Origin of the sequence: Shouchella rhizosphaerae, from assembly GCF_900142675.1 — a bacterium.
Lineage (GTDB): Bacteria > Bacillota > Bacilli > Bacillales > Bacillaceae_D > Shouchella > Shouchella rhizosphaerae.
The window spans coordinates 770,871-791,209 of sequence record NZ_FRBS01000001.1 but is presented as its reverse complement, the minus strand read 5'-3'; the positions used below and the strand labels follow the sequence as shown (position 1 = coordinate 791,209).

Sequence of the window (20,339 nt, the reverse complement as noted above, 5' to 3'; positions counted from 1 at the left end):
GAATTGGATCAACTCTATGATAGTATACGACATTTACCGATACTTGTCCTTTTTTGTGCTTGCTTGTGTTAAGACAACTGAATGTTGTTTTTATGTTAAAGGATTTCTCTTAAGAGGGAGTCGACTTTATTATTAGCCTCGTACTATACTAAATAGAACAGATCAGTCTATGTAAGGAAGTGTTCAAATGGGACAGGCGTTATTGGATCAAGCGGAGCACGTGTTGCGGTCATTGTATGGCTATACGGCTTTTCGGCCTGGCCAACAAAAAATTATTGAGTCAATTTTAAATAAGGAAGATGCTCTTGTCGTCATGCCAACTGGCGGCGGCAAGTCTCTATGCTATCAAATTCCGGCTGCCGTGCTTGAAGGCGTTACGCTCGTCATTTCTCCTTTAATTGCGTTAATGAAAGACCAAGTAGACGCTGTCAATGAAATCGGCATACCTGCTACTTACATTAATAGTTCATTGACGAAAGCAGAAGAACGAAAGCGTTTGAAAGATGTCGCTGACGGAAACATTTCGTTGTTGTATGTTGCACCTGAACGCCTTTATGAGCCATCGTTTCAAGCAGCGTTGGCAAAGCAACCCCTTGCCTTAATCGCCATTGATGAAGCCCATTGCATGTCACAGTGGGGGCATGACTTTCGGCCAAGCTATTTGACGATGGCCGACTGGATTGATTCACTACCAGAAAAAGTGCAAGTTGTAGCGCTTACGGCGACGGCGACACCGGATGTGGCGCGCGACATATGCAGGCGCCTTCACATTGATGAAAACAACCAACATCTTACTGGGTTTAAACGAACCAATTTGACATTGCGTGTGTTGAAAGGACAGAAAAAAACCGCCTTTTTACAGCAATACGTTGAAGCAAACCAAGGGGTTCCAGGTATTATTTATGCCTCAACGCGGAAAGAAGCAGAAGCGATTTACAGAGCCATCGATGGAAAAACAAACGCTGTTCTCTACCATGGCGGCCTTCCAGAGAAGGAACGGACCGAAAGCCAGGAAGCGTTTGTCTATGACCGGGCTGATGTCATGGTTGCCACAAATGCGTTTGGCATGGGCGTCAATAAAGCCAATGTTCGCTATGTGCTTCATGCCAATATGCCAGGGACGCTCGAAGCTTATTATCAAGAAGCCGGGCGTGCCGGTCGAGATGGCGAGCCAAGCGAGTGCATGTTGCTATACCAAGCACAAGACGTTCAAACGCAACGTTTTTTTATTGAACAGTCCGACGCCTCTGAAGAGAAACGGAAACATGACTTTGAAAAACTGCAATGGATGAGCCGTTATGCCCATACCAACCAATGTTTAGAGCAATTTATTTTAAGCTATTTTGGCGAGGATGCAGGTGAACCGTGTGGGAAATGCAGCAATTGCAAACGGGAAGGGGAACAGCAAGATGTCACACGCGATGCGCAAAAAGTGCTTTCTTGCGTTGTTCGTGTCAAAGAGCGATTTGGAAAAACAGTGATTGCCCAAGTGTTGACAGGCTCAAAAAACAAGAAAATTGAACAGCTCGGTTTAGATAAATTGTCGACATACGGGCTGATGAAAGACAGATCCGCAAAAGAAGTCCAAGCATTTATCGACTTTTTACTAGCAGAACAATACATTGGGTTAACGCCTGCTTCGTATCCGACCATTCAATTGCTGCCAAAAGGCGCGGCGGTTCTAAAAGGCGAAGGCCAAGTTTATCAGTACAAAGAAACGGTTGAACGAACAGTAAGTGACGAAGACCCCATCTTTGCCGCACTCCGTGCTGAGCGGAAAGCATTGGCTGATGAGCAAGGAATTCCTCCTTATTTGATCTTCTCCGATAAAACATTAAGAGAAATGGCCGCTGTCGCCCCTCAGTCATTGGAAACATTGGCTACGATTTCTGGCGTGGGCGAACACAAGCTCAGCAAATACGGAGAAGCTTTTTTAAAAACCCTTACCCAATTTGAGAAGCAAGAAAACGCGGGTTTGCCTTTGGATAAGGCACAGTCTACCGGGCACAAACGTGTAAGTCGTGAGGAAGTCATCAAGCACTTTGAAGCTGGACAAGCACCAGCTCAAATCGCGGCAACACTCGGTTTTAGCGAACAAACGATTGTGAAACATTTAATTGCTGCTGAGAAGAACAACGAGACGACAGGTGTCGCCAATCTCGTTGAGAAAGAGAAGGCGGCCTTGATCCGCCAAGCAATCAAAGAAGTCGGCTCTTCTTATTTAAAGCCAATTAAGGAACATGCCGGTGATGGGGTATCTTATACAGAGATACGTATTGTCATTGAATTAGGGTGACGGATTTAAGAATGAGCGGTTGCGGCTTACAGGTGTGGTATGGTACAACAAAATGAGAACGCTAAAGGGGATGATCGCATGATTGAAGAGCTAACAACAGAAGCAGAATGGCAAACATTTTTACAGGGAAGTGGGGACACCCTATCGCTGCTATTTAAACATAGTACGCAATGCCCTGTATCGGCAGAAGCATTTGAAGAGTACAAGCAATTTGCGAATGAAAACAATTCCTACCGGTACGGGTTCGTAAAAGTGATCGAATCCCGGCCGGTTTCAAACAAAATTGCCGAAGACTTAGATACCGTTCATAAATCTCCACAAGTGTTTGTTTTAAAAAACAAATCCGTGCGATGGACAGAATCGCACTGGAATATTAAAAAGCAAACAATTGCCGAACATGTCGAAAACGAGCGCTAGCGCTCGTTTCTGCTTTTTGCCGCCTTGTCTTGTTTAAGGATGCAACCATATGTGAATAAAACAAACCCAATCACGAGCAGTGAACAGATCCGCTGAATGACAGAAAACCAATCCATTTTTCCGCCTCCTTGCATGTAGGTTCCCGCTCACAGGCGAATTTATTCTGAAAGAAAAAACAACGGCACTCAAGTTGATAGAAAACACTTGGTTACAGTTTGAAGGACCGAGTCCTGTAGGGTTCGGTCCTTGCAGTTAACCATGCCAAATAACGTGGCCTGATTGTGTTTCTTTATTGACGGAGACATGGAAATGGTGTTTTTTGTAAAAATGGATGAGTCTATCCAAATGATCCCAATCACGCTTGGCAAGCTTGCCTTCAATCAAACAATTGTGTTGCCAGGCCGCATCTTTTAAGTATGCCATGCAAATGGAACCAAAACCACGGTTCGGGTCACCTTTGATATCGTCAATAAAGAGACGATGGGCGTTAACGTATTCTGCTTGGAGGGCAAAATCCCAATGGCCATCATAGGGCGAATGGCAATCGTTAACCATGAGCTGGAGCGTGCGCCCATGTTCTTTTTTGGACACAATCACCCATTCTTCGTTGGGCGTTTGTTCAACGCCAATCACTTCTTTCTGTTCTTCTTTCGCAATTTCCCGAACTTGTTGCTGCATACGGATGAGCTGAATGTCTGTCTGATCAGCACCCCGTATATCGATTGTTGTCACAGAATCACTCCTCTTGAATTTGACACCGTGTTCTAGTATAAAGGAAGAAGTGTATAGGTGCAAAAAAATGTGGCTAGGAGGGCGGGGGAATGAAAGAAATGGCGATCGCGCCAATAAGCATAAAGTATTCAAAACATTTATGGAAATGGGTCTTTTCTCAAGACGACCCAGAATGGAAGCAATGGGATGCTCCTTATTTTGAGCATCATTCGCTCCCTTATGATGCGTTCCGTGAAAAAGCAGAAAACTGGGTCAATCGCCAAGACGTGCAAGGAATTTTTGTAGAAGACGAATTAATTGGGACGGTGTCGTATTATTGGGAATGCGAAAAAACCCGCTGGCTCGAGCTAGGCATTGTCATCTTTAATCCTGCATATTGGAATGGCGGTTATGGCACTGAGGCGCTGCGGCGGTGGTCAGCTATTGTGTTTCACATGCATCCGCAAATTGAACGTGTAGGTTTTACAACGTGGTCAGGCAATAAGCGAATGATCGCAGTTGGCGAAAAATTAGGTTTTAGCCGTGAAGCGCGTATTCGCAAAGTTCGCTATTACCAAGGAGTCTATTATGACTCAATTCGTTACGGGCTAACACGCGAAGAATGGAATACGCGCCAAAACCAACGGTAAAGGCGTCTGTTAAGAAATAAAAGCCAACTCGTCCGCCAATTTAACACGAATAGCAAGACGTGAAAGTTCCTTGTCAACTTCGCCCCGATTCAAAGAAAGAACAGCGTCATTGATAGAATAGTGGCGGAGTTCGGGAATGTCGCAGATAATGGCAGAAAGCTTTTTTGAAAGCTGAGTAGACGCTTGTCCAGCTAGTAGTTTTTTCTGTGCCCGTTTTAATGGCGGCTGGATTGTGTCGATTTGTTGATATAGCGATTCAATCGACCCGTACGCAGCGATGAGAGGAAGGGCGGTTTTTTCGCCTATTCCGGGACAGCCTGGAATATTATCACTTGTATCGCCGACGAGCGCCTTTACATCCACCCACTGGGTAGGGGAGAGGCCGTAACTGGCTTTGAACGATGCTTCATCCAATAACACTTCTGTTTGCTTTTTAGCAACAATTTGAGTGGTGCGGGAACTCAGCAATTGAAACAAATCTTTATCGTTGCTGTAAATATAGCAAGGACCGCTCGTTTCAGCTTCCCATTTGGCCGAAATAGCACCGATAATGTCATCTGCCTCATATGGCGGCACTTTTAATTGCTCAACCCCGATGTAGGAAAGTGTTTTCACACATTGTTGATATTGTTGGATTAATGGTTCCGGAAGCTCATTTCGCGTCAATTTGTAGTCGGGAAACGTTTTTCTTCGCAAGGCTTCCTCCCGAGGCACATCCCAAGTGACGATGCAATGGGAAATCGAATAATCGGTAACTAGCTTAAATAGTTTTTGGATAAACACACGAAGGCCGTTCACATATAAGCCTTCTTCGTTTCGTTCTAACTTTTCAATCGGGCGGTTATAGCTCGTCGCAAAATACCCGCGGCTCAATAAGTTAAAGCCGTCGACTAATAGCAGAGCCTGTTCATTGGCCAAAACAGTTCCTCCTTTTTAATGGAAAAAGCCGCCTCCCTGAAATTGGGAGGCGATTCACGCGAACGGATACGTCCAGAAACGTTCGTTGCAAAGCCGTTCCTTCGCTTCTTCGACGCCGTCATAATAGGCTTTTTCCAAGCTTGGCAGCGTCCATGCTAACTGGGAAGCATGGGCGCGTAACGTATCAAGCTTGCGGATGGCGTACGCTGAAACATCATGGACGATATCCGCTGGGCCAATCTCTTTTTCGTGGTTGTTTGAGAACGCGACTGCGTAAAAAGTAGGGCGCTCGCTCTTTGGTAACTCTGCTAGTGCGGACGCGACGGCAAGGCCAGTAGCGTCATGGTCAGGGTGAACAGCATATCCTGGGTAAAACGAGATAACGAGGGAAGGCTTAAGTTCAGCAACTAGGTCAAGCACCATCTGTTTCAAGCGTCCTGGTTGTTCAAATTCAAGCGTTTTGTCGCGATAGCCCATCATCCGCAAATCGGTGATGCCCATCACGGCGGCAGCCTGCTGCAATTCTTTGCGGCGAATGTCTGCCAATGATTCCCGTGTCGCAAAGGGAGGGTTCCCTAAGTTGCGTCCCATTTGCCCAAGCGTCAGGCAGGCGTATGTCACGGGCGTTCCTGCATCAATATAAGCAGATATCGTTCCTGAAACACCGAATGCTTCATCATCTGGATGAGGAAAGATGACAAGGACATGGCTTTGTTTTTTCATGCTCGTTCAACTCCCAGCAATCAATTAATCGTCAAAAGGCGTGCGTGAAAGTTCAAAGGCGACGCCAAGTTTTCCGTCAGGGCCATGGCCAGCCATTAGTAGCCGCCCCCTTTTGTCTAGCTCAAAATGGGTTAATCCTTCGCCATATACCCAGCCGATGTTCAATTTTAACCCAACTCTGTATGGTCCGTTGCCCGCGACAACGCCATGTTCGTACGAAATAAGGGCATTGCGGATGTAGGCGCTGGCTGAAAAAAACGATTCATCAAAATGGGAAGCGTAAGCCCCATTTGTCGTTTCTAAATGCAAGTAAACGTCTTCGTTCAGAAAAGAATCAAGCAACGATTGAAGGCGTTCTTTCTCAATCGGTTCCATAATAAACCTCCAGCAAGTAGCATCTATGTATCCACATTATAAGTGAACGATCCAAGGCTGGCAACGGCAACGACTTGACAGGCAGGACAGTCATTTTTGTAGCAAAGGGACGAGCGATGGTATACTGAATGTAAGAGAAGACAACGTCGAGGTCATTTTTTGCGAAAGGGTGTGCGGCTATTGACCATAATTACATTGACTTTGCCTCGTATAACGAGGGAATGGGTTGAACCCAACCAAGCTGTTGCTATGTACAAAGAATGGGCAGCTACTAACAGCGAAAAAGGCACATTGGCCCAATGGTAAACAACCATCCGCCAGAAGAAGAACGATTTGAAGAAGAGCCGCCACTTGAGGCATTTATGGAAGAAGAGCCGCCCCAAAAAACGAGACCTCTACGAAAAGCGGTCGTTATCATTGTAGCAGCTGTTGTCGCGTTGGCTATGCTTGTGCAAGGAAGTGCCTTTTTGTTTCAGCATTTCAGTTTAGACGCACTCCGCTTTACAAGTGAAAGCCAACAATTGGAAAAAGAAGGCGATTTTGAACCATTTAAAGAAGCGGTCGTTGCTGTGCAAACAGACAGAGGCCACGGGACAGGCTTCATCATTTCAGAAAGCGGCGACGTGCTCACCAATGAACAAGTGATTCGTGGAGCTTCGTCCATTTATGTCCATTTGCCAGATGGAGAGCGTTACGAAGCGACTGAGACGAAAACAGACGAAACGAATGACTTGGCCATGTTGGCGCTTGAAGGGCAGCCAGACAATTTACCGACATTAACGCTTGCCGATACGGCAGCGAAACCTGGAAACACGGTATACGTAATTGGCCATCCGATGACGCATTCCTACATCACAAACAAAGGGGAAGTAAAAGAAAGCCATGATGCCTACCAAGTTTTAGCAATTACCAATGCTGTCTTCCCTGGACATAGCGGTTCGCCGGTGTTGTCAGAAGAAGGAGAGGTCATAGGAGTGGTCTATGCCCGCAGTAGTGGGGAAAACGGAAATGGCGAAGGGCTTGCTGTGCCGCTCCGCCAAATCCATGCATTTGTCGAGGATGATTCAGGCATTTAATCGTCGACTTTAACGCCTGCTCCTTTGTTTTTTGCAATTTTGCGTGCTCTTTGCAACGCTTCTTCTTTTGTATTTGCCACATAGGAAGCGCGCTTTGCTCCTTCCGCATAAACAGCCCATCCATCTTCGCGCTTGACAACATGTTCAGGCTTGTCGGCTGTTTCTGGTGAAGACGAGGAAGAATCATGTTTAGACGGAGTTACTTTGCCATGTTTCAAAAAATGGGCGATTTCGTTATCGTCAGCGTTTTCTTTCCATTTTTTCGCCTGTTCAGTGGCAATTGGAATGGCGCGGCTTTCAGAGTAGCCGTCTTTAACCATCGAGTTGGCCATTTCAATCGCTTTTTTGCGGATGGCCTTATCGAAATTTTTTAAAGATGAGGGGTAGTCATCCATTGTCCATGGCATAGCCAACACCTCCTTTTTCCTTTGTATTTCCATTTTGCTGACATTTAAACATGGTTTGTTTTCATGCACAAAGGGTATACAGGCAGCAACGAAGAGAAAGGAAGTGTAGACAAATGAATGATCAAAAACAAAGCAATAACCAAGAAGATAAAGGCGAGGACATTGTCAAACGCCAATTTAACGAGTCGTTGCACCAAGGAACATCCGAGGACGACAAACAAAAAAGAAAACAGCAAAAGAAAAAATAAGCATGTGGCAGATCCACATGCTTAAGGTTGTCGACAAAGTCGATAACTGTTCTCAGACTGATAGAAAACGTTTGTCAGACGAGGAGTGCAGCCGAGGGAAGATGCGAATAGAACGTGGGTTCATGAGCATATGAGTGAGGCAAACGACGACGTATGCGAACGTTTTTCTACAGTCTGAAGCATGTGGTAGATCCACATGCTTTTTATATATGGTATAATTTATCGGAATACACAGAAAAGGATGAGGCAAAGTTGTCAATTTTGGATGAACAATCAGCGGTGGGCCGGGAACAAGCATTGCGCCACATTCTAACAGGTTTTTCTGAAATTGGCGCCATCCACGACCACCAACAAACGGTGCCAATTGAAAATATTGCCGCCCTCAAGAAATCTGGCTATACAGCGTTGCCTGTAGAAACGAAATATGGAGGGAGACAGATTTCCCTTAGCGAAATGCTATACCTTCAACAATTGATTGCCGAAGAGGACGGTCCAACCGCCTTGTGCATCGGCTGGCATATGGGGACGATGTACCAGTTGGTCGAGGAGAAAAATTGGCCTAAGCATTGGCACGAACAGATCAGTTGTGACGTTGTTGAAAAAGGGGTTCTCCTCAACACGGCTGCAACAGAAAAAGCGACAGGGAGCCCGACACGAGGAGGAGCTTTTCAAACGACAGCCAAGTATGAACGAGGGGAGTGGGTCCTAAATGGTACAAAAACCTTTACGACGCTTGCCGAACACTTAGATTATTATTTAATTCTTGCTACTGTCGAACCGGAAAAACAGGTAGGCTTGTTTATCGTACCGCAAAACACGCCAGGAGTGACCGTCGAAAAAACATGGGACATGATGGCAATGGGTTCTACTGGAAGCGAAGATTTGCACTTGAAAAATGTCAAGCTGCCAAGTGACCATTTTATTAAAAAGCAAGAAAAGGATGGCCTGCCAACAGCATGGCTGCTCCACATTCCTGCCTGCTATTTGGGAATAGCCCGTGCTGCCATCCGAGAAGCAGCGAAGTTTGCCAATTCGTATTCCCCTAATAGCATTCAAGGAACGATTGCTCAATTGCCACACGTCAAACAAAAACTTGGTGAAGCCGTGATTCTATATGAACAAAGCCGCCACTTCCTGTACAGCGTGGCTAATAAATGGGACAATAGTGACAAAGAAACTCGTATGCAGTTAAACACAGAATTAAAAATGGTCAAATACGCAGTAGTCAACAACGCAAACAGAATCGTCGACACCGTGATGAGAGCTGTTGGCGCCCATAGCCTATCCAATCAGTCGCCATTGTCACGGTATTATAAAAATGTCCGTGCCGGTCTCCACAATCCGCCCATGGACGACATGGTTGTCCAAGCCGCCGCGGAAAGCGTATTGCAGAGGGAATCGTAGCAGCTCGGATGGAATTGCATAGCGACACAAAGCCAGCCTAACGAGAAGGCTGGCATTTTCCATTCACCTACCAAATCACAAGCGCGAGTATCGTTGAAACGAGCAAGCCGGCAATTACAGGGATAAAACAGATCCGCACTAAATCTTGAACATGAACGCGAGCAATTCCTGCCACAGCAACGAGAGAAGACCAAGCGATCAACGTACCGCCGCCAACCCAGACCGCCCCCATTTGCCCAATTGCCGCCAAAGTGGCTGGATCGATCCCTGAAACAGGCGCCAATGCACCAGCAAGAGCTCCAGTCAACGGCAAACCAGAAAATCCAGAGCCATCAAGACCTGTAATCATGCCAATCATTAACAATCCAAATGCAGTCCAACCTGGTTCGGTAGGAATATAGGATTCGCCTGCTTTAACTAATTCAAATAAAAACGCGGGCGCTTCGTCAATAGCAAGAATGGCCGGAGCGAAATCGCTGCTACCGAGAAAAAAGAACCCGGCAATAGGAATAACCGGCCCCATGGCTTTAAAAGCAAACAAAAAGCCATCGACTAAATGATTGCTAACATCTTCAAACAACTGTCTTGGCCGGTAAAACAAGCCTGCCACTAGCAAGAGCAAGAGCGCCGCTCCACCAACCAATGCAGCTCCACTGCCGCCTTCCAACTGCAAATTTGTAAAAAAAGACGTATAGAGCATATACAAAATCACTGCTAAAAAAGCCAATGGCACGAAAGCGGCAAATAGTTTAGCCTTCCACGAGACCACTGCTGTGTACCTTTGCTTATAAGGCTGCATCCATTCCTTAGGGAAAGACGCACGAAGCCGTTCTTTCCGTCTCCGTGCCAGTAAATACAGCACGATCATAGCCGTGCCCCCTGCAATCAAAGAAAGCACCAAAGCCCGGTCAGCAACATCAGATACGGGGACGCCTGCGGCCGTGGCGCTTAGCATAGGAGCAATTTGAATCATATAATCACTTGAAAGAGCCATACCTTGCCCAGCGATGGCAATTGCTGCCGCTCCCACTAGAGGAGGCAGGCCCGCGCGGATCGCCACTGGGAGCAACAACGTGCCTACAAGCGGCACAGCGGGGGTAGGCCAAAAGAAAAGCGATATCACATAAGTCATGACAATGAGAATGAGGTAAGAAAGAGTAGCATTTTTCATGACTTTCCCAAATGGCTTAATCATTTGTTCGTTTGCCCCTAGGGAGTCGAGGCTTTGCAACAATGCCGTCATAATAGCGATGATCAAAAAAATGCTAAATAATTCTCCAGCTGCGACAAGGCTCGCCGAGAAAATGGTTTGTAAGGCGGCTGCGATTGAACCGCTAAAAGCATAACCAACTAAAAACGTCATAAGGATTGCAGGGACAACGACATTTTTGCGCATCAGCATAGTACCAATGATTAGCAAAATCCCGACAAAATACAGCCAATGCGGTGCAGTTAAGTCCATTAGGCATCCTTCTTTCGTAGGTGGATGCGATAGTGTATGAGCTTACCTAACAATAGGTGAATAGCCTAAATCTAAAGAAAAGCTAACAGAAGTTAATATCTCTAAAATTAATTTTAGACTTTTAAAAATGGAGACCTTAATTTGTTATATCGTCAAAAGAGAAAAAAGGGAAAATAATATTAAGAATTTTTTATGAAATAACGTCAATAGTTTTGTTTCTAAATCAAAAGAGACCCACTCAGCGTGTAGGATCTCTTTTTAGGTATAAAGTATAATCTATAAAGCTACAACCATGAGTGTGTCCAATTATGTCTTTTATATTTTTATATACTCTTTATATGAAGCTGGTTCTGAAGAGCAAGACGAAGAAATGATTAACCATATTGGAAAGTGTTGCACCAAGTTAAAGACAACAATTTAAATTAAATGTATGAGCCATAAGGCTGTATACGCTTTTTTCTATACAAAAGGGGATGAACCCCTAAAAGGCTCCGTAATTAGTTAATCCAAATTCATCTGCTTCTACCATCGTATTAAACTCAAGCATATCACCAACGCCGTTTTCCGGGGTAACTTCTACGCCGAGAAAACCATCTTGAGCAATCCATACGTCGAAAGATACGGAATCGGATTCATTAAAGTAGCTTTCGGAAAGCATGAACTCAAACATAGTCTCTTCAATGTATGTATTATAATCCATCCCTGAGTAGATAATGTCTTTCATCTGCGACATACTATAGTTCGATTCGGACTTAGCTTCTTCGTAAGACTGAAAGAGATCGTCCGAATCGGATGAGTGCTCGTCCGACGTATCAGCATCATTGGCATCATCACCAGCAGACTTATTTGTATCAGTATCTTTTCTTGCTGTTTCGTTGGAGTCATTTTCAGCGGTCATGCTGTTAGTCTCTTTCGACTTTTTCTCACTGTCTTCCGTATCGCTTTCATCACTAGTAGGATCTGTTTCTTTCTCTGTTGTTTCTGTTGTTTCTGTTGTTTTTTGTTCAGTGTTATTGTTGTTTTTTAATGCACTAGTATCGTTGCCGCTCCCGCAAGCCGCTAAAGTGAGGGCGCTTAGTAAACCGAGGGTAACGAGTAAGTAATTTTTCTTCATTTCTTTCTCCTTTACCTGTATGTAATTTTGTATAATTCTAGTATAACTGGAATGTGACATAGGGTGTACTCATTCGACAAAACAAGACAGCGTTAGATGCTGCAAATTTAAGTAGATGGTGACTTTGGTAAACTGACTGAGGATGCGGTCCGACACTTTCAAAAGGTATATCTTCCTCGAGAAGTTGATGGAGTTGCAGGGCTGAACACTTATCGCGAATGGGATAAAGTGGTGAATTAATACAAAAAGTCCCCGCTGAAACAGAGGGGAGCTTACATAATCACTTTTCCGAATACTGGTTAATCCAATCCCTAATATCCTCATCATCATACATGTATTCTCCAGGGCTTTCTAGAGTATCTAGGCCTGAGACAACTGTTAAAAAATCGAAAACAACCAAATCAGTTACAAGGTGATCGTATGTCATCACATATTCTGCGGCCCAGTCAGCTACTTCCTCTTTAGTAAGTTTATTTTGAAGTACGAGCTCCAGTTTATCAATAATCTCCTTTAAAGTAGGTTCTCTCATTTACTTTACAACCTTCCTATGGAATTGTCATGTTTATCAAAAATATAATGGAATCTAGTAGCACCTGCTAGGTATCCTTCTCATTCTTCTAATTCTCGGCCTGTAATTAAATCTTTTCCTATTACAGCTTCCAGGCTTAATGTTGCCAACCACGGGAATGAAATCGAGAATGGTTGATTCTGTTTCCTTTCCTACCGCCGGTAGAGGCATCTTCAATGCCAGAAGCAAGCTCATCATTGTCTTGTAGTAGGGATGGGCTGGCACAGGCGTTAATATATCTTTCTTGCGGTATCTGCGATATATTTTGTATTTCGTTCCCATTCGCATCTAGCATTGTCCCGGCAATTTGGTGATCTGGCGAATAATGGTGGACAACATCAATATGTCCGCTAGCCAAGTAAAACCAATTAGCAATGTTTACGATGAACGGGTTACTAAAATAGATAAATCCAAACGGGTTTGGCAAAAACGAAAAGTTCTGCGTATGTACGGCATGGTCTTTAAAGTGATGATAGGGGTTAATACACTGTACGTGCCGTTTAGCATATCTCCATCTTTGAATGGATAATAAAAGACCTAAGAGCATATGTCCAATTAAGTGTATCCTATCCATTTACGCTCTCCTACTAGTATAAATACAAAAGTAAAGAATAAAAATTTAAGTTAAACCCTTGCAATACAAGATATGAATTTATATAATACGTATATAACTTGCATTGCAAAACATTTTTTTGGTAAATACCTTGTAATACATGGTATTGGGAAGGGGGTATAAATTGTCAAGTTCAACACAAATGTTAAAAGGAATTATTGATGGCTGCCTACTAGCAATTATTAAAAAAGAAGGTGAGATTTATGGATACGAGTTGGCAACTAAATTAGAAGAATATGGCTTTCATTCATTTAGTGAAGGGACAATATACCCATTGTTAATAAGAATGCAAAAAGAAAGCTTGTTAAGTACAGCATTGAAAAAGTCTACAGCTGGACCAAAAAGAAAATACTATTCCATCACGGGAAAAGGAGAGCAAGAACTATTAGAGTTTACGAAGCGATGGGAAAAACTAAATCATTCAGTAAATAAAGTTCTCAAATAAAAAGGAGTGTTAAAATTGATTTCAAAAGAGGGTAAGCAATATATTGAAAGTATGCGAGGTTATCTAATTTCTCATGGAGTGAAGGAATCAGAAATGGAGGAATTTTTAGAGGAAGCAGAGGTACATTTAATAAAAGGTGAACGAAACGGAAAAACCATTGAAGATATTTTTGGGAAATCACCCAAAAAATATGCTAAAGAAATCGTGGCTGTATCGACAATTTCAATAAAGGAAAATATCAAGCATATTATTAACCTGATTATCGGAACTTTTGGATTCATTATAACAGCTATCCTTATTAATAGACCATTAGAATTATCTGTACTTGAATTGGTGGGGTACCCTGTCAGCTTTATACTTTGGATTGCTTTTGCAATTGCCACACTTCGTATGACAGCATTTAAGAGTAAAACAAATGAATTATTACTAACGTTTTTATGTGCGTTAATACCGAGTGCCGTAACCGTTGCTGTCTTAATCTATAGTCAAAGCTATAATGAAACAATATTAACTATAGAAGGTATTCCAAGATATGTACTTGGGAGTATTTTAATAATAGTTATGATTATTAACTTCGCAGTTTTGTTTAATTTAAAATTTAGTTTTCTTTACGTGGTTTTGGTCTTTGGCAGCTTATGGCTGTTTGAGTATTTCAAATTAGAGCAAGTGATGTATAGTGAGTTAAGGTTTGTACTCCCAGGTGTTCTTACTTATCTAATGTGGCGATTTTACGGAAGGAAAATATTACTTGATCAGCAATAAAATATGATTATTAGCTGTTAAAAATGGATTATTAAAAGGTATGGTAAACGTTATTTTGCATGGAAAAAGGGAGCTCTATTCTAGTAGAATTAAGTTACCATACCTGTATATGGATGCGATAGTGTATGAGCTTACCTAACAATAGACTTTACCTCTAAAAAGTTAACGACTTCTTGTGAAAAGGATTCATTTTTAATTGGAACAATGAAAAGCCCTTCCAATTTTGAAGGGCACTTGATTGTTCTTATTCAGTTCGATGTCTCATTTTATGGGATATTCTAAAGGACGCTTCAACGCATATGAAGACGACAAAGAATATAACAACCCAGCTGATTAGATCGGTCCAAACATTGGACATGTTAATTACGCCGAAATTACTTAATCCCGTTTGAATCACAAACGTAACCAAGGCAGTGATAAACACAGATAAAAACCAGTTTGTTTTCTTCAAGAACGACACCTCCTTATAGCGATTTGCATATATATTTAGCCGTTTTGGTTTCAGCACATCCTTGACAATAGCAGGGTTGATCTCAAAAGCAAAAACAGGGTTATTAACTGTACGTTTTACATAAATAAATTTATAAATATGACTTACATATTTATATAATAACAAGAAAAAACGTTATTTTCCAGACGATATATTATATGAATCGTAGGCAAGAAGGCTGGGGCGGCAATAAGATATGGCCACGTTGTTATGAATAAACTAAGAGCCCCGCCTTAAAAGTAGGCGGGGCTCTATACTAAAAGTCAATTTGAACATCTATGTCATGGCCCAAGCTTTCAAAATTTGCATCGTGTGGTGCGTTGATTAGGACTCTCACCCACTCAATCTCATTAGGATCAGAGCTTTCGAGCATATAACGAACGCTGCCTGATTTATTAACAGCCCCAATAAACACTCCACCGATGTGATCACTAGTCAATAAATCTGGTTCTAGTTGTTCTCCTGTATTAGTAGTGATCGTGGCTTGGTCCATATAAAAGTTAATGGTGTCCTCAGATGAATTCGATACTTCCATATCTATTTGGATAACTCCAGTTGGCTCGAAGTCGTAGGAATCAGCTAGTTCCTCTGGCCATTCCACAACCTCTGCTACTGTTACTTGTGGGAAATGGAGAGAAATTGATGCTGTTTCAATTGTCTCAGATGTATCATTACGCGCTAACAATTTAAAGTTGCCATCTTCATTCATATCTCCGACTTGGTATTCCCAATCTCCCTCATTAGCATCTTCCTCACTGTCTTCCGCTTCGCTGTCATCACGAGTAGAATCTGTTTCTTTTTCGGTTGTTTCTTGTTTCGTGTCGTTGTTTTTTTCTGATGCATTAGTAGCGTCGTTCCCACAAGCTGCTAAAGTAATGACACTTACTAAACCGAGGGTAGCAAGTAGGTTGTTTTTCTTCATTTCTTTCTCCTTTATTTGTATGTAAATTTGATGCAAATCTATTATAAAGGGAATGTGACATCAAGTACAATCATTCGACAAAAAGTGGTATTTAATTTACTTACGCTTCAAAGTTTCATGGAGGCTTTAGAGCTAAGAAAGGACAAGTAGCCAGGAAACAAGCAAGCCTTAGGGCCCTTAGGGCGGCGCTCTTCTCCTCTCATCAAGTGACAAAAAACAAAAACATTGTACTTTTTTTTGATAAATGCTGTTTTTGTTCTCTATTAAGAATGAAGCACAACTAATACTTAAGGGGATGAGAAACATGGAAGAATTAAAATGGGAAAAAGAGGTTACTTACATTCTAGAGTATGAAGGGGACGTGTATAAAGAACATCACTTTGTAAATGGTATTGACGGTAGTCGTTATAGGTCAATAAGTGAAAATGTTGATACGAACCCACCAACTTTAACAACTCATAAAAGTACCGGTGAAGAATTTAAAGAGATGAAAGCGGAGTTGGTTGCATCCCGTGTAATATCCCAAAATGAAAATTTTAAGTCAGCGGAATTATTATACCGTTTACCGGATACAGGTCGATTCTTGAGATTACTGTACAGAAAAGACCGTTATGCTGATTTTTATTTCTCTATGATGACATATTAACCTGAATATAGAGCGTGTATGAGCCATAAGGCCGTATGCGCTTTTATTATTAAAATATGCTAGAACGCACGAGGAAAGCAACTAACGGGGACAAGGGAATTAAGTAATAGACCTGACCAACTTACCATCTTAAAGTTGGTAAATCTATGACCTTACAAAACATGATTTAGGTTTATGGCGTTTGCACATAAAAAATGACTAGCCGTATTATAAACAGGACAGCAACCATTTATGTTTTTGCTGTCCTGTGCGTTTTATTTGAAAGACTCGTCTGCAAATTTAGGGAAGATCCGTTGTCGGTTTCTTTATACTTGAATAGAAACATGACTTTTAAGGACATTCGTCCATTTGCTATATACGACGTCCCCTGTATATTTTTCAATCATGTTTTCTCTGCTTATTTTACTCATTTCCGCCACTACTCCAGGACTTTCTAATAGGTAAATAATCTTTTCGGCCATCTTTTGTTTGTCATTATCCTCAATAATGTATCCTGTTATGCCATTCTTGATAATATCGGAAGCGCCATAGTTAAAGTTGTAAGATACAATCGGCGTTCCGTTCATAAGAGATTCAATTCCTGCTAAAGGTAACCCTTCAAAATCAGATGTTAACATGCTAATACTTGCTTTTTGAAATTCCTTTGGGATATTACTCGAATATCCTTCTAAAAAGACGTTATTCTCTAGTTTTAACTGCTTAATAAGGTTCCGTAGGTTTTCTTCTTCAATGCCTTTTCCGAAAATGGATAAAGTAGCTTCTGGAAGTTGTTTAACAACGAGTGAGAAGACATGCAGTGCTTCATCTAATCGTTTTTCTTTCTCTAGTCGTGTAACCATAATCACCTTAAGGGGGTTTCTGGCTTCATTATAGAGCTCTGGTACTGAGAGAGGATTAGGAATGACATAAATATTATCCTCACCTGGAAAGTCTGCTAATATATCTCGTTTTTGTTTTTCGGTTAAAACCACTAGGCCGTCTAGCGATTGTCTGTTTTCAAAAACTGGTTTGTACTTAGACTGCACATGACTTCCTGATGTATAAGGAGCCTCAAGGTGGTTACTATGGACGGTGAAAAACCGCAAGGCATGGTCAGGGTTAATGGCTGCAACTTTTGTGCCGCAATTTTGCCCATGGGCGATGAAAATGGGTTTTGTTTGATTGGCGGCATTATTGGCAGCTAGTTCATTTAACCAATGTCGATCAAAGGCTTTGGCGCCTTTAAAAGCATAAACTTTTTCATCTTTCCGGTTAAACAAATAAAATTCCCCAGAAACGCCTTTCTTCTTAAAGTGCCTTGTAGAATAACAGAAATCGTCATTTGTATAGAAAGACTCTTGAATAGGGTGTCCGTCTTGGTTGAACCAGACTTTTCTATCGACAAATCCCTGTTTATTAAAGTTCACTTCTAAATAAGGCTGATTTCCAAATTCAAAATAACGGACGGCTGTTAGTCTAGCGTCACTATACGTTTTCACTTTTTTTAATGTCCCATCCACAAAGCAATAGCGGTTATTGTCGCTGTCATAAAAAAAGGCTACGTCTTCATTCGCTTCTTCTTCATATAAAGCAGCAGTTGGTTTTGAGTCAGGCAGTGTGTTCTGATTTCTATAGTACTCAAATTTGTTTAAATGCTCTAGGCTGGGATAAATTCTCCCCATATCCGTTAGCTCTTGAAAAATAGATTGATAATTAGGTTGATAATCGAATGTAGTGACGGTGACCTTATGCCCATTATCCAAAAACAACTTTGATTGGTTAAATGCGGCAATAGTTAAACCGCCAGAATCAGACAGGATATTGTGAGTAACTAAAAAAAAATGTAACTTGTCCATTTTAATCCTCCTCGAACCCAGCTTACCATACTTTTAGTCTATATTCAGTAATAACCCTTAGTGTGGCTGCTTACATAATCAATTGTTTGAAAACTTTTTGATCCAATCTCGAATGTCATCGTCATTATGTAGATATTCGCCTGGGCTGTCCTGAAGGTCCAACCCTGAGACAGTCATCAACATTTTCCATACTTCCATGTCAGATACATCGTATTTTTCTTGCATCGTATATTCACTTGCCCAATCAGCAACTTCCTCCCTGGTTAGCTGATTTTTAAGCACAAGCTCTAGCTTATTCATAATTTGCTTTTTAGTAGGCTCATTCATTTTTTTCACCGCCTTCCAAAAGTAACGTCGCCACTATCGAATGATATAGCGTTTATTGGACTATATAGGCTGTTAGTGACATTGTACACGTATAAAGTGAAGTTTGGGCAAGTGTCACAAAATTATCTAGCTGTGACCAATGTGACCAACAAGTTGATATAAAAGGGGAAAGGTTTTTGGCACTCAGGATTCCATAAACTGTGTAGTTTTCTGCTAAATCTAATATGTTGTCTTTTTTAGGCTTAATAGAGAAAAAATGCTTCCTAATACACCTAGGAAAATAGCTTGAAGCAGCTAAAAAAACAAAAATCAGCCTTCGAGCATGTTTAGTTTAATCTTTGCTGTTTCCCGACCTATAACAAATAGAATAGGGTGAGTAGTATAATAGACTCATAAATCAATAGTATATAAATAAGAATTAATTTGTATGATCTGAAAGTACTAAATTAAATAGTTCTTTATTTTCCCTACATTAAAGTTTATATAAAGTAAATAATAGTAATATTCCGTTTAATTTTTATTGTCTTGGAAAACTGTGTATAAGAGTGTTACCATTTGGGACGGTTAATAAATAACTTTAAAAGGAGTGCTTGATTTTGAAGAAAAAGGTTATCATTTCAGCTAGCATTGCAGGAATATCTTCCATGTTGTATTCCGCTAATGCGTTTGCCCAATATGAAGGGGTTGAGCATGAAGTTACTCAAGACAGCGTTACTTTTTCTTGGGAAGATGATGCGGAATACTTTGAAGTATTTAAAGACGGAGAAAAAATTTGGCGAGGATCAGACCATATTTATAAGGCGGACGATCTTGATCCGGATGTACAGTACAATTTTATTATAGCTAGCTATAATAATGATGAACTCATTGGATTTGAGGAAGTTAAGGTTTCTACAGAAAAAGAGGCTTTAGCAAGAAACTACAAGTCAAACGATAATTCTTTTGAAGAAATTACTGTAGAACACAAAGTCAAGTCACAGGAGGGACTTGTAATAACATGGGATAATGAAATTCCAAATAGTGAAGATACATATAATGTTACAAAAAATGGTGAGTCTATTGGAGAGATAACAGAAAATCAATTATTTGATGAGGAAATTGATCCCGGAGAGGAGTATCTTTATGAGATAGAGGGTGTTATAGAAGTCAGTGAAGATGAAAAAGCAAAGCGCCTTCAAGAACTTGAAGATATGAGTGTGGAAATCACTCCAGAGATTGAAGAGTCAGTTTCTTACGATAGTTATTTTTTAAACAGATATGTAAAAGTACCAGAAACAGACCTTCAGCAAAGGTTAGCAAGTCAAAAAAATTCTGTTAACAGGTTCGGCATTCAATATACTACTTTTATTCCTGATGATTATGTAGCGATCCTTTGGGGGGTAGGTGGATATGTAAGTGGTGACAATCGGATGACTTCTTCCGGAAATGCTCAATTTGATCCATTTAGTAACAAATATCGAACGAGAACTGCAATAAGAGCCGACTTTACGAACAATCGTGTAGAAGGGGATAACTCAGTCGAATGGATTAACAGTCAAGGACTAGGTATTAATTCAACTGTAAGATATAATTCTAGTAAAGATATTATTGACGAGAAGTTTGCAGAACCAGATAAATTTTCCCGTACAAATACGAGTATTAATTCGAGTAGAGCATCTTGGAACCTCGAACATTCTATTGGTATTCCTTTTTTGTATGAGGCTCCACCAAATATTGATTATAATTATGCTGTAAACATTACTGCTAACGGATCTGGAAGGATATCTGGGATACATGATCTTGCACCTGCACATGAAATTGCGGTATATATACCAGAATCAAGTATGCATTTCATGATTTATACAAGAGATAACGAAGGATTTCACAACCTTTTTCCAACTCATGGAAATCAAAACTTTAATGCTTCTTTCTAAACAAGTAAGGAACTGAT

23 protein-coding genes and 1 pseudogene are annotated in these 20,339 nt (G+C 41.4%); 12 read left to right on the top strand and 12 right to left on the bottom strand.

All coding sequences use genetic code 11. From position 1 onward, the window contains the following. Window positions 1–187 precede the first annotated feature (187 nt). Together recQ and ytxJ are read left to right on the top strand one after the other, a co-directional pair. Window positions 188–2,296: a DNA helicase RecQ gene (gene recQ, locus BUC05_RS04115; RefSeq protein ID WP_035201351.1), complete on the top strand. Its 2,109-nt coding sequence runs from the start codon at window positions 188–190 to the stop codon at window positions 2,294–2,296. 78 nt (window positions 2,297–2,374) lie between these two features. Further along, window positions 2,375–2,713 carry a bacillithiol system redox-active protein YtxJ gene (gene ytxJ, locus BUC05_RS04110; protein ID WP_011246951.1) on the top strand — a complete coding sequence of 113 codons (339 nt, stop codon included), beginning with the start codon at window positions 2,375–2,377 and terminating at the stop codon, window positions 2,711–2,713. 252 nt (window positions 2,714–2,965) lie between these two features. Here the strand turns inward: ytxJ and BUC05_RS04105 are convergent, their stop codons facing one another. Then, on the bottom strand, window positions 2,966–3,445 hold the full coding sequence (locus tag BUC05_RS04105) for a hypothetical protein (RefSeq protein WP_011246950.1): 480 nt from the start codon (window positions 3,443–3,445) through the stop codon (window positions 2,966–2,968). Window positions 3,446–3,534: 89 nt separating this feature from the next. Here BUC05_RS04105 and BUC05_RS04100 point away from each other — a divergent pair, with 89 nt between their 5' ends. Then, window positions 3,535–4,074: a GNAT family N-acetyltransferase gene (locus BUC05_RS04100; RefSeq protein WP_035201347.1), complete on the top strand. Its 540-nt coding sequence runs from the start codon at window positions 3,535–3,537 to the stop codon at window positions 4,072–4,074. Between the two features lie 9 nt (window positions 4,075–4,083). On the opposite strand, the gene BUC05_RS04095 is transcribed toward BUC05_RS04100, so the two are convergent. The 3 genes from BUC05_RS04095 to BUC05_RS04085 are packed head-to-tail and all read right to left on the bottom strand — an operon-like array spanning window position 4,084 to window position 6,090. Further along, window positions 4,084–4,992: a 5'-3' exonuclease gene (locus BUC05_RS04095; protein WP_073304154.1), complete on the bottom strand. Its 909-nt coding sequence runs from the start codon at window positions 4,990–4,992 to the stop codon at window positions 4,084–4,086. 54 nt (window positions 4,993–5,046) lie between these two features. Then, window positions 5,047–5,715: a bacillithiol biosynthesis deacetylase BshB2 gene (gene bshB2, locus BUC05_RS04090; protein ID WP_011246947.1), complete on the bottom strand. Its 669-nt coding sequence runs from the start codon at window positions 5,713–5,715 to the stop codon at window positions 5,047–5,049. Window positions 5,716–5,739: 24 nt separating this feature from the next. Continuing rightward, window positions 5,740–6,090 carry a YojF family protein gene (locus BUC05_RS04085; RefSeq protein ID WP_073304152.1) on the bottom strand — a complete coding sequence of 117 codons (351 nt, stop codon included), beginning with the start codon at window positions 6,088–6,090 and terminating at the stop codon, window positions 5,740–5,742. 180 nt (window positions 6,091–6,270) lie between these two features. On the opposite strand from BUC05_RS04085, the gene BUC05_RS21870 reads away from it, so the two are divergent. Together BUC05_RS21870 and BUC05_RS04080 are read left to right on the top strand one after the other, a co-directional pair. After that, window positions 6,271–6,396 carry a hypothetical protein gene (locus BUC05_RS21870; RefSeq protein WP_257006657.1) on the top strand — a complete coding sequence of 42 codons (126 nt, stop codon included), beginning with the start codon at window positions 6,271–6,273 and terminating at the stop codon, window positions 6,394–6,396. Then, complete coding sequence (locus BUC05_RS04080; protein WP_073304150.1) at window positions 6,390–7,166, top strand: S1C family serine protease; 777 nt, start codon at window positions 6,390–6,392, stop codon at window positions 7,164–7,166. The genes BUC05_RS21870 and BUC05_RS04080 overlap by 7 nt, the downstream gene beginning before the upstream one ends. Here the strand turns inward: BUC05_RS04080 and BUC05_RS04075 are convergent. Next, entirely contained in the window at window positions 7,163–7,573 is a 411-nt protein-coding gene (locus BUC05_RS04075) for a DUF2188 domain-containing protein (protein ID WP_011246944.1), read from the bottom strand. The genes BUC05_RS04080 and BUC05_RS04075 overlap by 4 nt on opposite strands. Before the next feature lie 113 nt (window positions 7,574–7,686). Here BUC05_RS04075 and BUC05_RS21865 point away from each other — a divergent pair, with 113 nt between their 5' ends. Both BUC05_RS21865 and BUC05_RS04070 read left to right on the top strand, forming a co-directional pair. Further along, window positions 7,687–7,821: a hypothetical protein gene (locus BUC05_RS21865; protein WP_259406022.1), complete on the top strand. Its 135-nt coding sequence runs from the start codon at window positions 7,687–7,689 to the stop codon at window positions 7,819–7,821. Between the two features lie 252 nt (window positions 7,822–8,073). Beyond that, entirely contained in the window at window positions 8,074–9,225 is a 1,152-nt protein-coding gene (locus tag BUC05_RS04070) for an acyl-CoA dehydrogenase family protein (RefSeq protein WP_063608373.1), read from the top strand. Window positions 9,226–9,292: 67 nt separating this feature from the next. Here the strand turns inward: BUC05_RS04070 and BUC05_RS04065 are convergent, their stop codons facing one another. After that, the gene (locus BUC05_RS04065) at window positions 9,293–10,687 is read right to left on the bottom strand and encodes a hypothetical protein (RefSeq protein WP_063608374.1); all 1,395 of its coding nucleotides are present in this window, start codon (window positions 10,685–10,687) and stop codon (window positions 9,293–9,295) included. Between the two features lie 481 nt (window positions 10,688–11,168). After that, a complete protein-coding gene (locus BUC05_RS04060) occupies window positions 11,169–11,801 on the bottom strand; it encodes a hypothetical protein (protein ID WP_073304148.1) in 633 nt (210 codons plus the stop codon). A gap of 123 nt (window positions 11,802–11,924) precedes the next feature. Between BUC05_RS04060 and BUC05_RS22015 the strand changes: the two are divergent. Next, window positions 11,925–12,041: pseudogene (locus BUC05_RS22015) on the top strand (peptidoglycan-binding domain-containing protein); the annotation flags it as partial. Between the two features lie 40 nt (window positions 12,042–12,081). Here BUC05_RS22015 and BUC05_RS04050 read toward each other — a convergent pair. Next, a complete protein-coding gene (locus tag BUC05_RS04050; protein WP_011246939.1) occupies window positions 12,082–12,330 on the bottom strand; it encodes a hypothetical protein in 249 nt (82 codons plus the stop codon). A gap of 136 nt (window positions 12,331–12,466) precedes the next feature. Then, window positions 12,467–12,943 carry a hypothetical protein gene (locus BUC05_RS04045; protein WP_073304146.1) on the bottom strand — a complete coding sequence of 159 codons (477 nt, stop codon included), beginning with the start codon at window positions 12,941–12,943 and terminating at the stop codon, window positions 12,467–12,469. 163 nt (window positions 12,944–13,106) lie between these two features. Here BUC05_RS04045 and BUC05_RS04040 point away from each other — a divergent pair, with 163 nt between their 5' ends. Both BUC05_RS04040 and BUC05_RS04035 read left to right on the top strand, forming a co-directional pair. Next, entirely contained in the window at window positions 13,107–13,427 is a 321-nt protein-coding gene (locus BUC05_RS04040) for a PadR family transcriptional regulator (RefSeq protein WP_063608377.1), read from the top strand. A gap of 15 nt (window positions 13,428–13,442) precedes the next feature. Further along, a complete protein-coding gene (locus BUC05_RS04035) occupies window positions 13,443–14,189 on the top strand; it encodes a DUF1129 domain-containing protein (RefSeq protein WP_073304144.1) in 747 nt (248 codons plus the stop codon). A gap of 746 nt (window positions 14,190–14,935) precedes the next feature. Here the strand turns inward: BUC05_RS04035 and BUC05_RS04025 are convergent. Next, window positions 14,936–15,601: a hypothetical protein gene (locus tag BUC05_RS04025; RefSeq protein ID WP_073304142.1), complete on the bottom strand. Its 666-nt coding sequence runs from the start codon at window positions 15,599–15,601 to the stop codon at window positions 14,936–14,938. Window positions 15,602–15,905: 304 nt separating this feature from the next. Between BUC05_RS04025 and BUC05_RS04020 the strand changes: the two genes are divergently transcribed. After that, window positions 15,906–16,247, top strand: a complete 342-nt coding sequence (locus tag BUC05_RS04020; RefSeq protein ID WP_011246935.1) for a hypothetical protein — start codon at window positions 15,906–15,908, stop codon at window positions 16,245–16,247. 305 nt (window positions 16,248–16,552) lie between these two features. Here BUC05_RS04020 and BUC05_RS04015 read toward each other — a convergent pair whose 3' ends face one another. Both BUC05_RS04015 and BUC05_RS04010 read right to left on the bottom strand, forming a co-directional pair. Next, window positions 16,553–18,082 carry a glycosyltransferase gene (locus BUC05_RS04015; protein ID WP_073304140.1) on the bottom strand — a complete coding sequence of 510 codons (1,530 nt, stop codon included), beginning with the start codon at window positions 18,080–18,082 and terminating at the stop codon, window positions 16,553–16,555. A 78-nt stretch (window positions 18,083–18,160) separates the two neighbouring features. Continuing rightward, entirely contained in the window at window positions 18,161–18,409 is a 249-nt protein-coding gene (locus tag BUC05_RS04010) for a hypothetical protein (protein ID WP_063608381.1), read from the bottom strand. Between the two features lie 596 nt (window positions 18,410–19,005). Here BUC05_RS04010 and BUC05_RS04005 point away from each other — a divergent pair. Further along, entirely contained in the window at window positions 19,006–20,322 is a 1,317-nt protein-coding gene (locus BUC05_RS04005) for a P-loop NTPase family protein (RefSeq protein ID WP_073304138.1), read from the top strand. Window positions 20,323–20,339 lie beyond the last annotated feature (17 nt).

Bases quoted from the DNA above. Each gene is read 5' to 3' on its own strand.
- BUC05_RS04015 (WP_073304140.1), bottom strand. From the start codon at position 18,082: ATGGACAAGTTACATTTTTTTTTAGTTACTCACAATATCCTGTCTGAT.
- BUC05_RS21865 (WP_259406022.1), top strand. From the start codon at position 7,687: ATGAATGATCAAAAACAAAGCAATAACCAAGAAGATAAAGGCGAGGAC.
- BUC05_RS04050 (WP_011246939.1), bottom strand. From the start codon at position 12,330: ATGAGAGAACCTACTTTAAAGGAGATTATTGATAAACTGGAGCTCGTA.
- BUC05_RS04025 (WP_073304142.1), bottom strand. From the start codon at position 15,601: ATGAAGAAAAACAACCTACTTGCTACCCTCGGTTTAGTAAGTGTCATT.
- BUC05_RS04065 (WP_063608374.1), bottom strand. From the start codon at position 10,687: ATGGACTTAACTGCACCGCATTGGCTGTATTTTGTCGGGATTTTGCTA.
- bshB2 (WP_011246947.1), bottom strand. From the start codon at position 5,715: ATGAAAAAACAAAGCCATGTCCTTGTCATCTTTCCTCATCCAGATGAT.
- BUC05_RS04075 (WP_011246944.1), bottom strand. From the start codon at position 7,573: ATGCCATGGACAATGGATGACTACCCCTCATCTTTAAAAAATTTCGAT.
- BUC05_RS04085 (WP_073304152.1), bottom strand. From the start codon at position 6,090: ATGGAACCGATTGAGAAAGAACGCCTTCAATCGTTGCTTGATTCTTTT.
- BUC05_RS04010 (WP_063608381.1), bottom strand. From the start codon at position 18,409: ATGAATGAGCCTACTAAAAAGCAAATTATGAATAAGCTAGAGCTTGTG.
- BUC05_RS04020 (WP_011246935.1), top strand. From the start codon at position 15,906: ATGGAAGAATTAAAATGGGAAAAAGAGGTTACTTACATTCTAGAGTAT.
- BUC05_RS04080 (WP_073304150.1), top strand. From the start codon at position 6,390: ATGGTAAACAACCATCCGCCAGAAGAAGAACGATTTGAAGAAGAGCCG.
- BUC05_RS04045 (WP_073304146.1), bottom strand. From the start codon at position 12,943: ATGGATAGGATACACTTAATTGGACATATGCTCTTAGGTCTTTTATTA.
- BUC05_RS04100 (WP_035201347.1), top strand. From the start codon at position 3,535: ATGAAAGAAATGGCGATCGCGCCAATAAGCATAAAGTATTCAAAACAT.
- ytxJ (WP_011246951.1), top strand. From the start codon at position 2,375: ATGATTGAAGAGCTAACAACAGAAGCAGAATGGCAAACATTTTTACAG.
- recQ (WP_035201351.1), top strand. From the start codon at position 188: ATGGGACAGGCGTTATTGGATCAAGCGGAGCACGTGTTGCGGTCATTG.
- BUC05_RS04060 (WP_073304148.1), bottom strand. From the start codon at position 11,801: ATGAAGAAAAATTACTTACTCGTTACCCTCGGTTTACTAAGCGCCCTC.